The sequence below is a fragment of the Corallococcus sp. Z5C101001 genome (genome assembly GCF_007352635.1).
GTDB classification, from domain to species: domain Bacteria; phylum Myxococcota; class Myxococcia; order Myxococcales; family Myxococcaceae; genus Corallococcus; species Corallococcus silvisoli.
In genome coordinates, this window is sequence record NZ_VKLU01000009.1 from 470768 (window position 1) to 487463 (window position 16696).

Genomic DNA, 16696 nt, shown 5'->3' on the forward strand with positions numbered 1-16696 from the left:
ACACATCCCAAGGAGAACACACATGTCACGGCTATCGCCGTCATGGAGACACACGTGTCTGCTCATCACGGGCACGCTCCTCATCACCAGCTGCGGAGGTGACAGCGCGCCCTCCGACGCGGCCCTCGCGAAGAGCCAGGGCCATTCGCTCAATCAGGGGGCGGACCTGGTCATCACCGAGCTGCGCGCGCCCGAAAGCGTCCGCGACGGGGAGGCCTTCACCGTCAACGTGAAGGTCTGCAACCCGGGGTCCGCGCCCGCGTACCCCAACGGCGGCCCGCTGATGCTTCAGGTGTACCTGTCCACCACCGCGACCCAGCAGGTGCCCGCGCCCGGGGCTCCGCCCACATCCCAGCAGATCACCGTGGGCGAGGTGGACGTGGGGCCGGTCGACGCCCAGCAGTGTCTGACGCGGGCCGTGAGCGCCTCCGCGATCCGGCCCCCAGGGGCGCCTCCCGCGACGGCCTACTACCTGGGCGCCAGTGTCGACACCTCGCAGCGGGTGCAGGAGCTCAATGAGACCAACAACGGCTTCGTGCGCGGCCTGATGGGCGTGGGCAACGGGCCGGACCTCGTGGTCTCCGACGTGAAGGCGCCCGCCAGCGCGCGGCAGGGAGAGGCCTTCCTGGTGGACGTGCGCGTCTGCAACGTGGGGACCGCCTCCGCCCCTTCGTCCCGCGTGGGGCTGTACGTCTCCACGCAAGCCCCCTTGAGCGTCCCGCCCCCGGGTGCGCCGCCCCCGACCCTGGCGCCAGCGGGCGACGCGTTCGTCCCGCCCCTGGACGCGGGCGGCTGCGTCTTGGTCCAGACGCAGGCGTTCGCTCAGCTTCCCCCCGCGGCCACCACGCCCGGGCAGCCGCTGTACCTGGGCGCCATCGCCGATCCGGACCTGTCGATCACCGAGCTGCGCGAGGACAACAACACGCGCGTCGCGGGCCGCCTGGGCATCGGCTCCCTGCCCGACCTGGTGATCACCGAGGTGAAGGGGCCGGCCAACGTCCGGCCTGGGGATCCGCTCTCCGCCTCCGTGACGGTGTGCAACGTGGGCACGACCCTGGCCGCTGACGTGCGCGCGGAGGTGCTCCTGTCCACGCAAGTCACGGTGTCCCCCACGCCGAACCCCAGCCCGACGGAGTCCCCCGTCGGTCAGGCGCAGGGGCGTGCGCTCGACGCCGGACGCTGCGTCACCCTGCCCGTGCAGGGCTTCGCGTACCCGCCCCCCGCCTCGCCGCCGGATGCGCCGCTGTTCCTGGCCGCGCGCGTGGACGGGATGCTGAACGTCCCGGAGCTGCGTGAGGACAACAACACCTTCGTGAAGGGGCTCGTGGGCGTGGGGTATGGCCCCGACCTGGTGATCCAATCGCTGAAGGCGCCCGCCAACGTCGGGCAGTCCTCGCCCTTCACCGTCGAGGCGAAGGTCTGCAACGTGGGCACGGGCCCTCAGAACAACACCGCCCACCTGGAGCTGTTCCTCTCCACGGAGAACCCGGTGACGGCCCCGCCGCGCAATGGTCCCCTGGCCACGCGGACCCAGGTCCCCGTGGGGGGCGCGGAGGTTTCCTATCTGAACGCCGGCCAGTGCCAGACGCTGTCGGTGACCACCTACGCCCAGACACCCGCGGACGCCCTCCCCAATCAGCCCTTGTTCCTGGGAGCGGCCGTCGACACCTTCGGGAACGTCTCGGAGCTGCGCGAGGACAACAACGCCTTCACCCTGGGGGTGCTGGGCGTGGGGTCGGCGCCGGACCTGGTTGTCACCGATGTGCGCACCGCCGCGAACCTCCGGGACGGTCAGCCCTTCACCGCGACCTTCACGGTCTGCAACCAGGGCCTCGGCACCGCGTACGCGTATGGACTCTCGCTGTTCCTCTCCGCGGACGCGGCGCCGCCCGTGTCGCGACCCGCGCCGTTCCCCCCGCCGTACACGAACTTCCTGCCTGGATACGCTTTGCAGGGACGTGCCCTGTCGAACGGCGCCCTGGCGCCCGGGCAGTGCACCCCGCAGCGCGCCACCTTCAACGCCCTGCGTCCGCCTGACGCAGGGTCCATGCCCATCCCGAGGCCCTTGAACCTGAGCGCGGTCGTCGACTACCAGGGGACCGAGCAGCGCCTGGACAACAACGGCTTCGCGGTGGGGCTCGTGGGCGTGGGGAACGGACCGGATCTCGTGGTCTCCGAGCTCCGCGGCCCTGCCAGCGCGCGGCCCGGTGAGTCCATCACCAGCACCGTGAAGGTCTGCAACGTGGGCACCCAACCGTCGAACACCTCCACGCGCGTGGCGCTCTACCTGAGCACGGACACCCCACTGCAGGGGCCGAATCCGCTGGGCGGCCCGATCCTGCCCAACGGCTCACAGCAGCTCGTGAGCGAGGCGGACGTGCCCTCGCTGAGCGTGGGAGCCTGCTTCACGCGGGACCTGCTCGGACCGGCGTCGCCGCCTCCCAACGCGCTGCCGTCGCAGCCGCTGTACCTGGGCGCCAGCGTCGACCCGGGGGCGACGCTCCAGGAGCTGCGCGAGGACAACAACACCCTCGTGGCGGGCATCCTGAGCGTGGGCAACGGGCCGGACCTGGTGATCACCGCGCTGGAAGCGCCCGGCACCGTCGCGCCGTGGGAGCCGTTCGCCGCCAGCGTGCGCGTCTGCAACGTGGGCACGGAGGCGTCGACCTCCAGCGAGGCGGCGGTCATCGTGTCCACGGAGGAGACCTGGACCCTGCCTCCGCCGGGCGGGCCGATGCCCTTCCCGTCCCCCCCTCAGTTCCTGGCGGGCATGCTCAACGTCGCGCCGATCCAGGCCGGTCAATGCACGAGCGTGCTGGGGATGATGTCCGTCTCCACGCTGCCCGGGACTTCCCCGGAGCAGCCCGTGTACTTGAGCGCCGTCGTGGACCCGTTCCAGAACCGCGCCGAGCTGCGTGAGGACAACAATGTCTTCCTGCGGGGACGGCTGGGGGTGGGCTTCGCGGCAGACCTGGTCATCACCTCGGTGACGCCGCCCGCCAGCATCTCGGCGTCGAGGCCCTTCACCGTGACCGTCACCGTCTGCAACCAGGGCGCTCAGGACACGATGTCCGGGCCCCGGGTGACGCTGCACCTGTTGACGGGCTCCTCGTTGTCCCTGCCTCCCCAGGGTGCGCCCCCGGTGCCGCCCGGCGAGTTCCTGGGCGAAGCCTCCCTGCCGCCACTGGGAGCGCATGCCTGCGTCTCCGCGCCGGTGACCGGGAGCTTCTCTGGATATGTCCAGACCGGGCCGGAGCAGCAGACGTACTCCGTGGGCGCCAGCGTCGACCGGACCTGGAGCATCCAGGAGGTGCGCAAGGACAACAACACCTTCGTCGGGCCGCGCGTCGGCGTGGGTGAAGGGCCAGACCTCGTCATCACCGCCCTCGGTGGACCGGCCAACGTCCAGCCCGGAGCGCAGATGCAGGTGCCCGTCACCGTCTGCAACCAGGGCACGCAGTCTTCCGACTCCCGGGTCGTGGACTTCTTCCTCTCCCTGGAGCCCACCCTGCCGGAGCCGGCCTTCCCGGGAGATTCCCTCCCGCCGTCCCCCAGCCAGGCCCTGCTGGGCTTCGTGGAGATCCCGCCCCTGCCCCAGAGCGCGTGCGCCACGCGCGAGGGCTCCGTCTCCGCCGTCATGCCGCCGGGCGCGCCACCGGACGCGGCGCTCTTCCTGGGCGCCGCCGTGCGCCGCGGCTCCTTCTCCGCGGAGCTGCGCGAGGACAACAACACCTTCGTGCGAGGCCGCATCGGCGTGGGGTACGCACCGGACCTGATCATCACGGAGGTGACCGCGCCCTTCTCCGTGCGCGGGGGGGATTCGTTCTCCACCACCGTGAAGGTCTGCAACCAGGGCACCGCCGACACGGGCCCGAACGGCGGCCGGCTGGAGCTGTTCCTCTCCACCCAGCCCGTCCTGGAGTTCCCGGGCGCGGGGCCGATGTCCTCCAATCAGGTCATCCTGGGGGGACTGGACGTGGGCTCGCTGCCCGCGCAGCACTGCACGACGCGCCAGCTCATCACGACCGCCCAGACGCCGGCCTCGGCCCCGGGCTCCGGGCTGTTCTACATCGGCGCGCTGGTGGATTCGCGACGGGGCGTGATGGAGCTGCGCGAGGACAACAACGCCTTCGTGCAGGGCTTCCTCGCGGTGCTGCCGTAGCCTTCAGCCACGGGCGGTAGGACGGCGGGTGTCGGCCGGGGCCTTCACGAGCCCTGGGCGGCACCCGCCGCCGTTCCAGGGGCTCAGCGCTCCATGACGCGCCATGCGCGGTACCACGCCACCAGCCGGGCCACGCCCTCGTCCACGGACACGCGGGGGCGGAAGCCCGTCTCCTGCTCCAGCCGCGAGGTCTCCGCCCAGGTGGAGACCATCTCCGCGGGCCCGGCGGGCACGGACTTCACGCGGGCTGGCGCGCCCCAGTGCCGCTCCAACAGCGCGACGAAGTCCCCCAGCGCCACCGGCTCGCCGTGCCCCACGTTGAGCAGCCGGTGCGGCGGGCTCCCCGCTGGAGGCCGGTCGAGCACCCGCAGCACCGCCTCCGCCACGTCATCCACGAAGGTGAAGTCGCGCCGCATCCGCCCATCGCCGTGCAGCGTCAGGGGTTCGCCTCGCGCCAGCGCGCGCAGGAACAGGAGCGGCGCCATGTCCGGGCGTCCCCAAGGCCCATACACCGTGAAGAAGCGCAGGCCGCTGGTGGGCAGCCGGTGCAGATGGCTGTAGGCGTGCGCCATCAGCTCGTTGGCGCGCTTGGTGGCGCCGTAGAGGTTGAGCGGTTGATCCACGGGCGCGTCCTCGCGGAACGGAGCGGGCGTGGCCGCGCCGTACACGGAGCTGGAGGATGCGTAGACCAGATGCGCGACCCGCGCCTCGCGGCACGCCTCCAGCACGCGCACGAAGCCCGTCACGTTGGTGTCCGCGTACGCGGGCGCCTCGCGGTCCGGGGCCCGCACGCCCACCCGCGCCGCCAGATGCACCACGCCCTCCGGACGCGCGCGCTCGAACGCCTGGCCCAACCGGGCCGCGTCCGTGATGTCGCCCGGCAGGAAGGTGAAGCCGCGAGCGCCGGACAGCCGCTGGAGTCGCGATCTCCGGAGCGCTGCGTCCCCGGGGGCCGCGTCCAGGGCGTCCAGCGCCACCACCGTGTCGCCTCGGGAGAGGAGCCGCTCACAGACCTGGGCGCCGATGAAGCCCGCCGCGCCCGTCACCAGGATCCGCATGCCCCCCTCTTCACGCGCTCGGGAGGAAGGGCCATCACGGCACCAGTTGCACCGCGTCGACGACGGCCCGGCGCAGGAACGAGTTCCAGTCCGACTGCGACTGGTAGACGCTGACGATGGGCTGGGAGCGCACCGTGTCCGTCCAGAGCACCTGCCCCTCGGGGTCCACCACGCCCAGCCGCAGCACCACGTCCACCCGGCCCAGCACCGCCGCGCCCGACGTGTCCAGCCAGTCCAGGATGACCACCACGCCGGCCTCGGCCTTGTTCTGCTGGATGAAGGACGTCACCTCGTCGGTGAGCGGCACCGGGGCCTGGGACTGACGCGTGGCCACCACGTCGAAGCCGCGCGTGGCGAGCACCGACTCCGTCTGGCGGGCAATCACCGTGCGCGGATTGCTTTCGCCGATCAGGTCCTGGCGGAACGAGCCGGACGGCAGCACCTCCACGCGTGAGCCCGCCACCACCACCACCTTGCGGATGCTCCCCTGCGGGCGCACCTGCGGGGCGGCGCAGGCCGAAAGGACCAGGGACACGAGGAGGGCCGGAAGGATTCGTGCGGAGCGCATGGCCTCACGCTAGGCCACAAGCGCCGGGGCCTCCACCGGGACCGCGCCCGCCCACCCCTCAATCGAACAACCCCTGCAGGTAGAAGCCCCCATCCCGGCCGTCCCGGAACACCCAGGCGGGCCCCAGCCCCTCGAAGTGCACGCGGTAGTAGTCCCTCTGGTACGGGGTGTCCGTCCACCACTCGCCACCCAGCCGCTCCGGCCCGGCCATCGCCGTCACCCGGTGCCGCCGTCCCGCGAGCCGCGCCGCCAGCAGCTCCCCGGACGCCGCCAGCTCCGCGTCCAGCCGGGCCGGCTGGGCCAGCAGCCGCGACGGACGCTCCCGGGCCGCCCCCGCCTCGCGCCAGACGGTGATGGGCGCCGCCGGATCCGCCACCGGGGACAACAGCCCCCGCCGCGCTTCCGGAGGATGGAAGGCCCTGGGCGCATGCGCGGACTCCGGCCGGTGCACCGCTTCCAGGGACGCGGAGAACAGCGCCTCCTCGCCCAGCGTGGTCGCCAGCCGCGACAGCACCCCCTCCAGGGCCGCGTCCCCCTCCGGCGCGTCCCCCAGCGCCAGCTGCTGGCCCAGGTCCAGGTCGTGCGCGTCCACCCGCACCGCGACCTCCGCCACCGGGCGCTCCAGCCGCAGCTCCCCCAACGCGTGCCGCGCCAGCTCCAGCAGCGGCTTCGCGCGCGCCGTGGGCCGCGCCAGCAGGAGCGGCACCTGGGCCTCGCCGGTGGGGTCCAGGCGCAGGACGAAGGTGAGCCGCACCGCCGCCCGCCGCCGTCCGGACAGCCGGGCCCCCAGCCGGTCCAACAGCGTCTTGAGCGCGAACTGCACGGGTTCGAAGGTGTCCGAGGGGGCGTCCAGCACCACCCGGTCCTCCAGCGCCTCCTCCAGCGGCTCGGGGGTGAAGGGCGTGTCGTCCACGCCCCGGCACCGCGCGTGCGCCCGCGCCGCGCCCGCCCCTCCGCGCGCCGTCACCGCTCCGGCCGGCAGCGCCGCCACCTGCCCCAGCGTGGTCAACCCCAGCACGGCGAAGGCCCGCGCCGCGGCGTCCTCCAGCGCGCCCAGCGGCAGGGGCGACAGCGCTCGCGCGCCCTGCCCTTCCGGCACCACCTCCACCCGCTGGGAGCCATGCCGCGCCAGCAGCCGCGAGGTGAACGCCTCCGACGCCACCGCCACGTGCGCCCGGTAGCCCTGCCGGGCGCAGACCTCCAGCACGTTCGCGCCCAGCGCCGGTTCGCCCCCCACCAAGTGCGCCGCGCTCGCGTCGAACCACAGCCCGTCCGGCGCGTCGCGCTGGAAGCCCGGACACAGCCCGAGCAGCGACTCTCCCAGCGCGCCCAGGGCCCGGGCCTCGTCCGCGGGCCGGTAGGAGAAGTGCCGCAGCACGGGCTCCAGCGCCGTCGCCGCCGTCAGCGTCATCCCCGGGCGCACGCCGGCCTTCAGCGCGCGCGTGGAGGCGAAGGCCACCCGGCGCTGGCCGCGCACCTCCTCCACCAGCGCGAGCGGCTGGCCCGCGAGCGAGGGCGCTTCGATGACCTTGCGCTGCACCGGGAAGCGCGTGACGTGCAGATAGCCCCTCCGCATGGCGCGTCCCCCTTCAGCAGGTGCCCGGCGGCGGTAGCGCCTCGCCCAACGAGGGCATGGGCGCGTCGCGGCCAGGCCGCTGCCCCAGGATGCCCAGGCCGTTGCGCACGCGGTCGCCCGGCTCGCGGTAGAGGCCCGGCCCCGAAGCCCCGGGTGCCACCGCGTCCGCGTCCAGCAGCGGCGCCCCGGCATCCAACCCCACCTCCGGGTACAGCTCCCGCCAGGGGCGCACGACGCGCGCGCCCACGCCCCCGCCCCGGCTGCGCTCCAGCTCCACGGACCAGCCCTGGATGCCCAGGGCCTCCAGCCGCAGCCGCGCCAGCCCATCCGCGGGGGCCTCCGGGGACGTCAGGAGCAGCACCAGCGCCCCGCCTCGCGCCGCGGCGTCCGCGAGCTTCCGCGCCTCCGGCAGGGACAGCCGCGCCGGGCGCCCCGCCGCGCCCACGCCGTGCGTCAGGTCCACCACCACCGCGGTGAAGGCCCCGCTGCGCGCGAGCTGCACGGCGGCCCACACCCGCTGCGCGAAGGCCCGGGGCCGCACGACGAGCAGCCGCTCCAGGTCCACGCCCAGCGCCGCCGCGGCGGGGGGATAGAGCTCCTTCGGGCCGTCCACCCACGCGCACAGACGCAGCTCCCGGTGCGCGGTGGCCACCGCGCGCAACGCCAGGCTCGCGCGCCCCGACGCCGCCTCCCCGCACAGCTCCACGGAGTGCCCCAGCGGAAGGCCGCCCAGGGGCAGGAGCGCGTCCACCGCGTCCACCCCCGTGCGCAGCACCGACAGCGCGCGCCGGGGCGCCGCCTGGAGCTGGCGGATCCGTTCACGCAGCTCCTCCACCACCCCCACCGACGACCGCTCCACCGCCGCGCCCATGTCGACTCCTCGCCTCCGCAACCCCCGCCACCGATGCGGGTGTGAGGCCAGTATGCGAAGCCGTCTGACACCCCAGCAGGCGGCATTCCGAGCGCGTGGAACCTGTCGCGTCGGGCCCGTCACTCGACAGAGCGAGGACGGATCCACGCGCGTCCCCCGCTCCCTCGGCGGACATGACGGGTCACGCGCGCGGAAACGAAGAAGGGCCCCGCGTGCTGCTCGCGGGGCCCTTCGGGATGCGCGTGCGGATCAACGGCGGGCTAGCCGGCGCACAGCACCTTCACCTCCACCTTCGTGTCGCCCACGCGCCGCAGGCACGGGCCCAGGAAGAACAGCCGCGCGGAGCGGTCCTCGCCGGACGGCGCGTAGCGGATGTCCCCGTTGGCCACCGTGCACGTCTGCACCGAGCCATCCGCTCGCGTGACGTAGACCACGGCGAGCCGCGGATCCGGCAGGTTCACCACGTCCACGCTCTGCGCCACCGTGGCCATGTCCGCGATGTCCAGCAGCGTCCGCTGGTAGCTGCTCTTGCAGATGGAGTCCAGGTTCGCCCGCGTCGCGTCGAACGCCTGCGCCATGTCGCTCTGCCGGTACCCGGGCCCATAGGAGGTCGGGCAATCGACGTTGCGCACGTAGGTCGTGCCGCCCACCGTCTCCGTCGTCAGCTCCGCGCGCTTGTCCGTCAGCGCCACCGGCCCGATGGTCGCCCACAGCACCTCGCGCGAGGCCCCGCGACTGTCATGCAAGGCCTGGAAGTACTGGTAGTACGTGCTGACGGGGGTCAGCTTGTCCCCCTGGGCGGTGCAGGCGTCCACGGACGGGTCCAGGGTCAGCGTCACCGGGGGCGGCCGCACGGTGGAGCTGCAGTCCTCCTCGTCGGACACCACCACCACCAGCAGGCGCGCCCCGTCGCGGAGGAAGCCCCCGTTGCCCCCTTCGGCCAGGGGCTGGGTGGCCAGGGGCGAGGCGACGGCCAGGCGCACCGCCTCGAAGGGCGTCTCCTGGCCGCTGCCAGAGGTTCCCTGGTTCACCAGACGCTGGAACTTGTCGAGGAGCAGCGGGTCCGTGCCCTCGATGAAGCGCTCGGCGGTGGGCTGACCCGCTTCGTCCTTCACCGGCTGGAGGCGACCTTCCTGATCCGGGAATGAACGGGTGCTGTCCGTCCCGTCCGGCAGGAGCAACCGCTGGTAGACGGAGGTGGTGATGACCCCCACGCGGAAGTCCTGCGCCACGCCGCTGCCTTCCTTCAGCGCGGCCAGGAAGGCGGGCAGCTCCGTCGCGATGCCCTGCTGCTCCTCCTGCATGGAGCCGGAGTTGTCGATGACGAAGAGGATGTCCGTCTTCTGGGGCGCGACCACCGGAGGGGTCGCCTCGCAGGTGCCTGGGACCGTGGAGCCGGCTTCATCCACGGGGGAGTGACAGCCGAGCGCCAGGAGCGCGGACAGCGACAGCAGGTGGGCGCAGGTGTGGAGCTTCACATCGGCCTCCAGTGCGGGGACGCGCTCGCGCACCGCATCAAGCGAAAAGAGGGGGCAAGCATGCCCCACCCCCCTGCCGGACGCGAGACTTCTGGGCCGTTAAGAGAGGAGCGTCGTACAGCCGACGAGGCACGGAAAATACGCACATCACGTTTGCCATGTCCGGTTTGGTTGTTACGTTGGTTCATCCGTCGCAGAAATCAACCGGATGGTTCACCGGCCCGGCCGCTTGCTGACCGGGTTCAAGCAAGGAAGAGGCCGAACTCCATGTCTGACGAGAAGAAGAAGGGCACCGCGGCCAGCGCCATGCCCACCGCGATGGCCCCTCCGGGGCTCATCAACAAGGAAGACATCCCGCAGGTGCTGCCCATCCTGCCCCTGCGCAACAGTGTCTTCTTTCCCGGGGGCGTGCTGCCCCTGGCCGTCGGCCGCCAGAAGACGATCGCGCTGATCAAGGACGCCGTTCGTGACGACCAGGTCATCGGCGTCGTCACGCAGCGCCGCGCCGAGGAAGAGGATCCGGGCGCGTCCGACCTGTACACGATGGGCACCGTCGCCCGGATCGTGAAACTTCTGAAGATGGGCGAGGACAACTATTCGCTCGTCGTCCAGGGCCTCGCGCGCTTCCGCGTGATGGAGCTGGTGCAGGAAGCCCCCTACCTGAAGGCCCGCGTCGACGCGGTGGAGGACAAGACCTCCTCCGAGAACGTCGAGGTGGAGGCCCTGGGCATCAACCTGAAGAAGCTGGCGCGCGAGGTCATCGAGCTGATGCCCGAGCTGCCGGCCGCCGCCACGGAGCTGGTGGAGAGCATCACGCACCCGGGCCACCTGGCGGACCTCATCGCCGCCAACGTGGACGTGCCCATCGAGGAGAAGCAGGCCGTGCTGGAGACGGTCGACCTCAAGGCGCGCATGAAGCTCGTGCTGGAGCTGCTCAACCGCAAGCGGGAGATCCTCAAGCTCTCCAACAAGATCGACTCCGCTGTGAAGGGCGAGATGTCGAAGACCCAGCGCGAGTACTACCTGCGCCAGCAGCTCAAGGCGATCAAGGAAGAGCTGGGGGAGATGGGCGAGGAGGAGGAGGAGCTGGACGAGCTCCAGGAGCGCCTGAAGAAGGCCGCCCTGCCTCCGGAAGTGGAGAAGGTCGCCCAGAAGGAGCTCAACCGCCTGAAGACGATCCCGGCGGCCTCCAGCGAGTACACCGTCGCGCGCACGTACCTGGATTGGATCGCGGACCTGCCGTGGTCGAAGGTGTCCGAGGACAACCTGGACATCGAGAACGCGCGCCAGCAGCTGGACAAGGATCACTTCGGCATCAAGAAGGTGAAGAAGCGCATCCTGGAGTACCTGGCCGTCCGCAAGCTGAAGAACGACATGCGCGGGCCCATCCTGTGCCTCGTCGGTCCCCCGGGCGTCGGAAAGACGTCGCTGGGCCAGAGCGTGGCCAAGGCCACCGGCCGCAAGTTCGTGCGCCTGTCGCTGGGCGGCGTGCGTGACGAGGCGGAGATCCGGGGCCACCGGCGCACCTACGTGGGCGCGCTGCCGGGCCGCTTCATCCAGAGCATGAAGAAGGCCGGGACGAAGAACCCGGTCATGATGCTGGACGAAATCGACAAGCTGGGCGCGGACTTCCGCGGCGACCCGAGCGCGGCGCTGCTGGAGGTGCTGGACCCGGAGCAGAACAGCACGTTCAGCGACCACTACCTGGACGTGGCGTTCGACCTGTCGAAGGTCATGTTCGTCGCCACGGCGAACCAGCTCGACCCCATCCCCGGGCCCCTCCGGGACCGCATGGAGATCATCGAGCTGACGGGCTACACGTTCGAGGAGAAGCAGGCCATCGCCCGCATCCACCTCGTGCCGAAGCAGCTCCGCGAGCACGGCCTCAACGGGGACCACATCGAGGTCCAGGACGAGGCGCTGCTCATCCTGACCACGTCGTACACCCGCGAGGCGGGCGTGCGTAACCTGGAGCGCCGCATCGCGGACATCTGCCGCGCGGTGGCGGTGGAGGTGGCCGGCGGCAAGCTGGAGAAGCAGGTCATCGGCGCGGAGCGCGTGAAGGAGATCCTCGGGCCCGAGATGTTCTACTCGGAGGTCGCGGAGCGCACGGAGGTCCCCGGTGTGGCGACGGGCCTCGCGTGGACCGCGGCGGGTGGCGACCTGCTCTTCATCGAAGCGACCAAGATGGCGGGCAAGGGCGGCATGACCCTCACCGGCCAGTTGGGCGACGTGATGAAGGAGTCCGCCACGGCGGCGCTGAGCTACCTGCGCAGCAAGGCGGAGTCGCTGGGCATCAGCCCGAACTTCCTCGAGAAGACGGACCTGCACCTGCACTTCCCCGCGGGCTCCATCCCCAAGGATGGTCCTTCGGCCGGCGTCACCATCCTGACCGCGCTCACCAGCCTGCTGACGGGCATCCGGGTGCGGCACGACACGGCGATGACGGGCGAGGCCACGCTGCGCGGCCTGGTGTTGCCGGTGGGCGGCATCAAGGAGAAGGTCCTGGCGGCGCACCGCGCGGGCATCAAGCGCGTCATCCTGCCGGAGCGTTGCCGCAAGGACCTCATCGACGTGCCGGATCAGGCGAAGAACGAGCTGGAGTTCATCTTCGCCACGCACATGGACGAGGTCCTCAAGGCCGCGCTGGAGACGTCTCCGTTCAAGGAGGGCGCCGCGATTCCGGCCCCTGCCACGGACGCGCCTCCGGCGGAGGTCCGGGCGTAACGGCGGACCGCCGCCGCTGAAGTGACTCGGGCAGGTTCCCCTTCATGGGGGACCTGCCCGTTGTCTTTTCCCGGGCCCCCTGCCCCGCTTTGGGTTGATGCGCTCGCGCCTGGGGGGCATACGCAGGGAGCGGATGGAGCAGGCACCTGACGGGCGGCCCCGCGCCGGGCACGCCACGGACACGCGAAGGAGCGCACCATGAAGTACGCCAACCTGGGTCACACGGGCCTGCGGGTCTCCCGCATCTGCCTGGGCTGCATGAGCTACGGCACGCCGAAGTGGCGCCCGTGGGTGCTGGACGAAGAGGCCGCGCAGCCCTTCTTCCGCCGCGCGGTGGAGCTGGGCGTCACCTTCTTCGACACCGCGAACATGTACTCGGACGGCGCCAGCGAGGAGGTGACGGGCCGGGCCCTGCGCAAGTACGCGAAGCTGGACGAGGTGGTGCTGGCGACGAAGGTCTACTTCCCCACCGGCAGCGGCCAGAACGAGCGCGGCCTGTCGCGCAAGGCCATCACTCAGGCGTGCGAGGCGAGCCTCAAGCGGCTGGGCGTGGACACCATCGACCTGTACCAGATCCACCGGATGGATCCGAACACGCCCATCGAGGAGACGCTGGCCGCGTTGGATCAGCTCGTGCGCCAGGGCAAGGTGCGCTACCTGGGCGCCAGCTCCGCGTACGCGTGGCAGTTCATGCGCGCCCTCGGCGTGTCCGAGCGCAACGGCTGGGCGCGCTTCGTGTCCATGCAGAACCACTACAACCTGGTCTACCGCGAGGAGGAGCGGGAGATGCTGCCCCTGTGCGAGGCGGAGGGCGTGGGCGTCATCCCCTGGTCCCCGCTGGCCCGGGGGCTGCTGGCGGGATCGCGCAAGTCGCTGGACGACCGCGAGGCCACGACGCGCGCCAGCTCCGACACGCTGTCGCCGGTGCTCTACAACCAGCCCGGGGACTGGGACGTGGCGGAGGCCGTGAAGCAGGTAGCGGACGCGCGCAAGGCCCCGCCCGCGCAGGTGGCCCTGGCGTGGCTGTTGTCCAAGCCCGTCGTCACCGCGCCCATCGTCGGCGCGACGAAGCTCCAGCACCTGGAGGACGCGGTGAAGGCCGTGGACCTCAAGCTCACGTCCGAGGAAGTGAAGGCGCTGGAGGCCCCCTACAAGCCCCACGCCGTGCGGGGGCTGTAAGGCTCACGGGCCGCGCGCGGCGGGGGCTTCCGCCGCGCGTCAGCTCTCCTTGGCGAGCGAGTCCACCTTCTTCTGGAGCGGCGCGGCCTCCTCGAAGAAGGAATCCATCGAGTGCGCGGGCGCCACGCGCAGCACGGGCGGCAGGAGCGACCGGGGGAACTCCAGCGCCTCGCTGAAGGCCTCGTTGCCCAGCAGCTGCGTCACGTTCGTCAGCACCAGCACGCCCACCGACGCGATGACGAGCCCGCGCACGAGCCGCTTCGCGCGCCAGCGCGTCACGTAGCGCAGGTGCCAGTAGAGCCCCCACCCCATCAGCGCCAGGATGGCCAGCGTGCGGACGAAGCCCAGCCCCGCGCCCAGCGAGAAGCTGAAGCTCAGGAGCGCGAACAGCGGCGGCGCCACCGCGAAGCCCAGCAGGAGCAGGGCGCCCAGCGTGGCGTGCACGCGGAAGTGGAAGCTGCGGCGCGCGATGCGGCTCGCCAGCGACCAGCCGCCCGCCCACAGCAGCGCCAGCCCCAGGGGCAGCACGCTGGACAGGATGAGGTCGCCCCAGTCCGTCTTCTGGAACTGGGTCATCCGCTCGGAGAGGAACGACACCACCACCAGCGCCTGCATCGCCAGCGCGAAGGCCCGGGGGCGCTCGAAGAAGTGTTCGCGCGGCGCGGCGGGGGCCTCGTTGACGACGGTGTCCTCCACCACGAAGGTGCGCGGACGGAAGCGCAGCACCGTGTCCCCCACGGACACGCGCGCGTCCGGGGTGATGACCAGCTCCTTCAGCGCCGCCCAGGGCTCCACGCTGAAGGTGCCGTTCACGCTGCCCACGTCGTGGAGGACGACCGCGCCGTCCTCGCGCCGCTCCAGGCGCAGGTGTTCGGCGGACACCTTCGGGTCGTCCAGGATGATGTCGTTCGCGTAGCCGCGCCCCACCGTCACCGGCAGCGTGTCCAGCCGGTGGCGCGCCTGGACCGCGTCGCCTTCCAGCACCTCCAGGAAGATCACTTCGTCCACGACAGCCCCTCCAGGTAGCGGCGCGCCAGCTTGCGGGCGTTCTCCACGGAGAAGCCGCCCAGCGTGAGGCTGGTGTCCACGCCGTGCGTGGTCGCGTTCAGCGTGGCCGCGCGCAGCACCAGGTCATAGAGGCCCGGGAAGCGGCGGTAGGCGCGCAGGCAGAGGGCCGCGCGCACCGTGAGGCCGTTCACGTCCACGAACTCCGACTTGCAGCGGAAGTTGGTGACGTCCTCGCGCGTGGCGGCCACCGGATCCGGATCCTGCGAGAAGATCGTGCTGTAGAGCGCGGAGAAGCGCATCGCGCCCAGCTTCTGGCTCGTCACGTGCTGGTGCAGGTAGGCTACCACCCCCGTGCGGTGGCTGGAGGACAGGAAGATGTCCTCCTCCGAGGAGCACTGGTAGCTCGTCACCGTGTAGGGCGTCTCCGGATCATGCGGCGTGTCGCCCCAGCACTTGAGGAACGGGTTCCAGCGGCCGGGGACGCGGTACTCGCCCAGCGCCTGCTTCGGCAGGTCCGCGGCCAGCAGCCGGTCGGTGATGCGCTGCTGGTTGGCGAGCAGCTGCTCTCGCACGGACGCCATCAGCGCGGCGGAGTCCGGCGGGGCCTCCAGCGCCAGCGCCCGGTCGAGCAGCGCCCGCGCGCGGGCCACCGGGACGAGGAAGCCCACCTGGTTGCCCATGGTGGCCACGTTGACGCCCACGACGCCGCCCTCGCCGCTGAGCGTGGGCCCGCCGCTCATGCCGGGGTTGATGGCGCCGGTGAAGTGCACGCGCTCGTAGAGGGCGTCGCGCACGAGGCCGTTGTAGGTGCCCTCCACGATGGTGGTGCCCAGGTCGCGCGGGTTGCCCATGGCGAACAGGCGCGTGCCCTGCGGCGGTTCGTGCTCCTCCAGCTTGAAGAAGTCGCTGACGGGGGTGTCCACCTGGATGACCGCCACGTCGCTCACCACGTCCACCGCGAGCAGGCGCACCGGCACCGTCGCGTCGCCCCGGTCCAGCTCCGCGGTGTAGTCCTCCGGGTGGAGCACCAGGTCGGAGACCACGTGGTAGTTCGTGAGCGCGTGGCCCTTCGCGCTCACGAAGAACGCGGAGCCGATGGAGGACTTCGTGCCGGAGCGGCGCTCGATGATGCGCACCTGCGCGACCCGGCCCTGGATGCGGCGGAAGAGGTCGTGGGTGGCCGGGGGCAGCGTGGCCACCGGCAGGGGCGGCACCACCGCGTCCGCGACGCCGGCATCCGGCGCGGGGGGGGCCGGCGGCGCGGGGGGCGCCATGGGCCCCTGCGCGAGCACGGCGACAAGAAGGAGGGAGAACATGAGCGGCGGCACCGTATCCCAGCGAGAGCCCGGCCGGGGGACGCCGTGGAGGCGGCTGGAAGCCCCAAGGCTACGGAGACGCTGGCCCGTCCTCCATCCGTCGGCGGCGCCAGGCCGCATAGGACACGACCAGGGCTCCGGCCAGGGCCCCCGCCAGCGCCCCCGCGAGCCGCTTGGGGATGACGCCCGCCACCGGGGCCTCCATGCGGAAGGTCTCCAGCGAGGCGCGCACCCCGGGGGCCAGGGCGTCCCAGCGGTCGGCTGGCGCGCTGACGGTCACCACGGCGTGGCGGCCCTCGGAGGCCAGCCCTGTCACCAGCACCGTGCGCACCTGTCCCGCCTCACGCAGCGTGCCCAGGACCTCCACCCGGGGCACCGGCCCGCCCACCCGGTCCACGCGCTCCGGCGTCAGCGCCAGCCCCAGCTCACGCTGGAAGTGCTGGACCACGGCGGTGGAGAACGCGTCCCGCTCCGACGGGCTGGCGGAGAAGCCTCCGTCCACCACGGCGATGAGGAACGTGGCCGCGTCCGGCCCCTCCCCGTCCGCCAGCGCCGCGGACAGGCCGCGGGTGCGGACGCCATCCTCCGACACCGCGCCCGCGTGCGAGCCGGCATAGCGCTCCCAGCGCGTCATCCGGAACGCGTCCGGCGGGCGGAAGCTGTAGCCGTCCCGCCGCAGCTCCGTGCCGAGCGCGCCGGACAACGTCAGCCAGAGACCGGTGAGGACGGGCAGGAGCACGGGCCCCGAGGATA

11 protein-coding genes are annotated in these 16696 nt (G+C 72.0%); 3 read left to right on the plus strand and 8 right to left on the minus strand.

Annotation, left to right across the window (positions count from 1 at the left end; all coding sequences use genetic code 11):
- Positions 1 to 22: 22 nt before the first annotated feature.
- A complete protein-coding gene (locus tag FOF48_RS22335; protein WP_143904768.1) occupies positions 23 to 4162 on the plus strand; it encodes a CARDB domain-containing protein in 4140 nt (1379 codons plus the stop codon).
- Positions 4163 to 4245: 83 nt separating this feature from the next.
- Here FOF48_RS22335 and FOF48_RS22340 read toward each other — a convergent pair whose 3' ends face one another.
- From FOF48_RS22340 to FOF48_RS22360, 5 genes are all read right to left on the minus strand, one after another.
- Complete coding sequence (locus FOF48_RS22340; protein ID WP_143904769.1) at positions 4246 to 5220, minus strand: SDR family NAD(P)-dependent oxidoreductase; 975 nt, start codon at positions 5218 to 5220, stop codon at positions 4246 to 4248.
- Positions 5221 to 5254: 34 nt separating this feature from the next.
- Entirely contained in the window at positions 5255 to 5788 is a 534-nt protein-coding gene (locus FOF48_RS22345) for a hypothetical protein (protein WP_143904770.1), read from the minus strand.
- A gap of 58 nt (positions 5789 to 5846) precedes the next feature.
- The gene (locus FOF48_RS22350; RefSeq protein WP_143904771.1) at positions 5847 to 7364 is read right to left on the minus strand and encodes a DNA polymerase Y family protein; all 1518 of its coding nucleotides are present in this window, start codon (positions 7362 to 7364) and stop codon (positions 5847 to 5849) included.
- A gap of 13 nt (positions 7365 to 7377) precedes the next feature.
- Positions 7378 to 8235, minus strand: a complete 858-nt coding sequence (locus FOF48_RS22355) for an ImuA family protein (RefSeq protein WP_143904772.1) — start codon at positions 8233 to 8235, stop codon at positions 7378 to 7380.
- A 260-nt stretch (positions 8236 to 8495) separates the two neighbouring features.
- A complete protein-coding gene (locus FOF48_RS22360) occupies positions 8496 to 9713 on the minus strand; it encodes a VWA domain-containing protein (RefSeq protein WP_143904773.1) in 1218 nt (405 codons plus the stop codon).
- A 267-nt stretch (positions 9714 to 9980) separates the two neighbouring features.
- Here FOF48_RS22360 and lon point away from each other — a divergent pair, with 267 nt between their 5' ends.
- Positions 9981 to 12440 carry an endopeptidase La gene (lon, locus tag FOF48_RS22365; protein WP_143904774.1) on the plus strand — a complete coding sequence of 820 codons (2460 nt, stop codon included), beginning with the start codon at positions 9981 to 9983 and terminating at the stop codon, positions 12438 to 12440.
- Between the two features lie 198 nt (positions 12441 to 12638).
- Positions 12639 to 13619, plus strand: coding sequence for an aldo/keto reductase (locus tag FOF48_RS22370; RefSeq protein WP_143904775.1), 981 nt, complete (start codon positions 12639 to 12641; stop codon positions 13617 to 13619).
- 39 nt (positions 13620 to 13658) lie between these two features.
- On the opposite strand, the gene FOF48_RS22375 is transcribed toward FOF48_RS22370, so the two are convergent.
- The 3 genes from FOF48_RS22375 to FOF48_RS22385 all read right to left on the minus strand — a co-directional run bounded on the left by FOF48_RS22375 (position 13659) and on the right by FOF48_RS22385 (position 16682).
- Positions 13659 to 14627, minus strand: a complete 969-nt coding sequence (locus FOF48_RS22375; protein WP_143904776.1) for an FHA domain-containing protein — start codon at positions 14625 to 14627, stop codon at positions 13659 to 13661.
- On the minus strand, positions 14615 to 15943 hold the full coding sequence (locus tag FOF48_RS22380) for a serine protease (protein WP_143904777.1): 1329 nt from the start codon (positions 15941 to 15943) through the stop codon (positions 14615 to 14617). The genes FOF48_RS22375 and FOF48_RS22380 overlap by 13 nt, the downstream gene beginning before the upstream one ends.
- 70 nt (positions 15944 to 16013) lie before the next feature.
- On the minus strand, positions 16014 to 16682 hold the full coding sequence (locus FOF48_RS22385; RefSeq protein WP_143904778.1) for a hypothetical protein: 669 nt from the start codon (positions 16680 to 16682) through the stop codon (positions 16014 to 16016).
- Positions 16683 to 16696: the final 14 nt, after the last annotated feature.

Coding starts and splice junctions, on each gene's coding strand:
- FOF48_RS22345 (WP_143904770.1), bottom strand. CDS start 5,788: ATGCGCTCCGCACGAATCCTTCCGGCCCTCCTCGTGTCCCTGGTCCTT.
- FOF48_RS22355 (WP_143904772.1), bottom strand. CDS start 8,235: ATGGGCGCGGCGGTGGAGCGGTCGTCGGTGGGGGTGGTGGAGGAGCTG.
- FOF48_RS22340 (WP_143904769.1), bottom strand. CDS start 5,220: ATGCGGATCCTGGTGACGGGCGCGGCGGGCTTCATCGGCGCCCAGGTC.
- FOF48_RS22350 (WP_143904771.1), bottom strand. CDS start 7,364: ATGCGGAGGGGCTATCTGCACGTCACGCGCTTCCCGGTGCAGCGCAAG.
- lon (WP_143904774.1), top strand. CDS start 9,981: ATGTCTGACGAGAAGAAGAAGGGCACCGCGGCCAGCGCCATGCCCACC.
- FOF48_RS22370 (WP_143904775.1), top strand. CDS start 12,639: ATGAAGTACGCCAACCTGGGTCACACGGGCCTGCGGGTCTCCCGCATC.
- FOF48_RS22380 (WP_143904777.1), bottom strand. CDS start 15,943: ATGTTCTCCCTCCTTCTTGTCGCCGTGCTCGCGCAGGGGCCCATGGCG.
- FOF48_RS22335 (WP_143904768.1), top strand. CDS start 23: ATGTCACGGCTATCGCCGTCATGGAGACACACGTGTCTGCTCATCACG.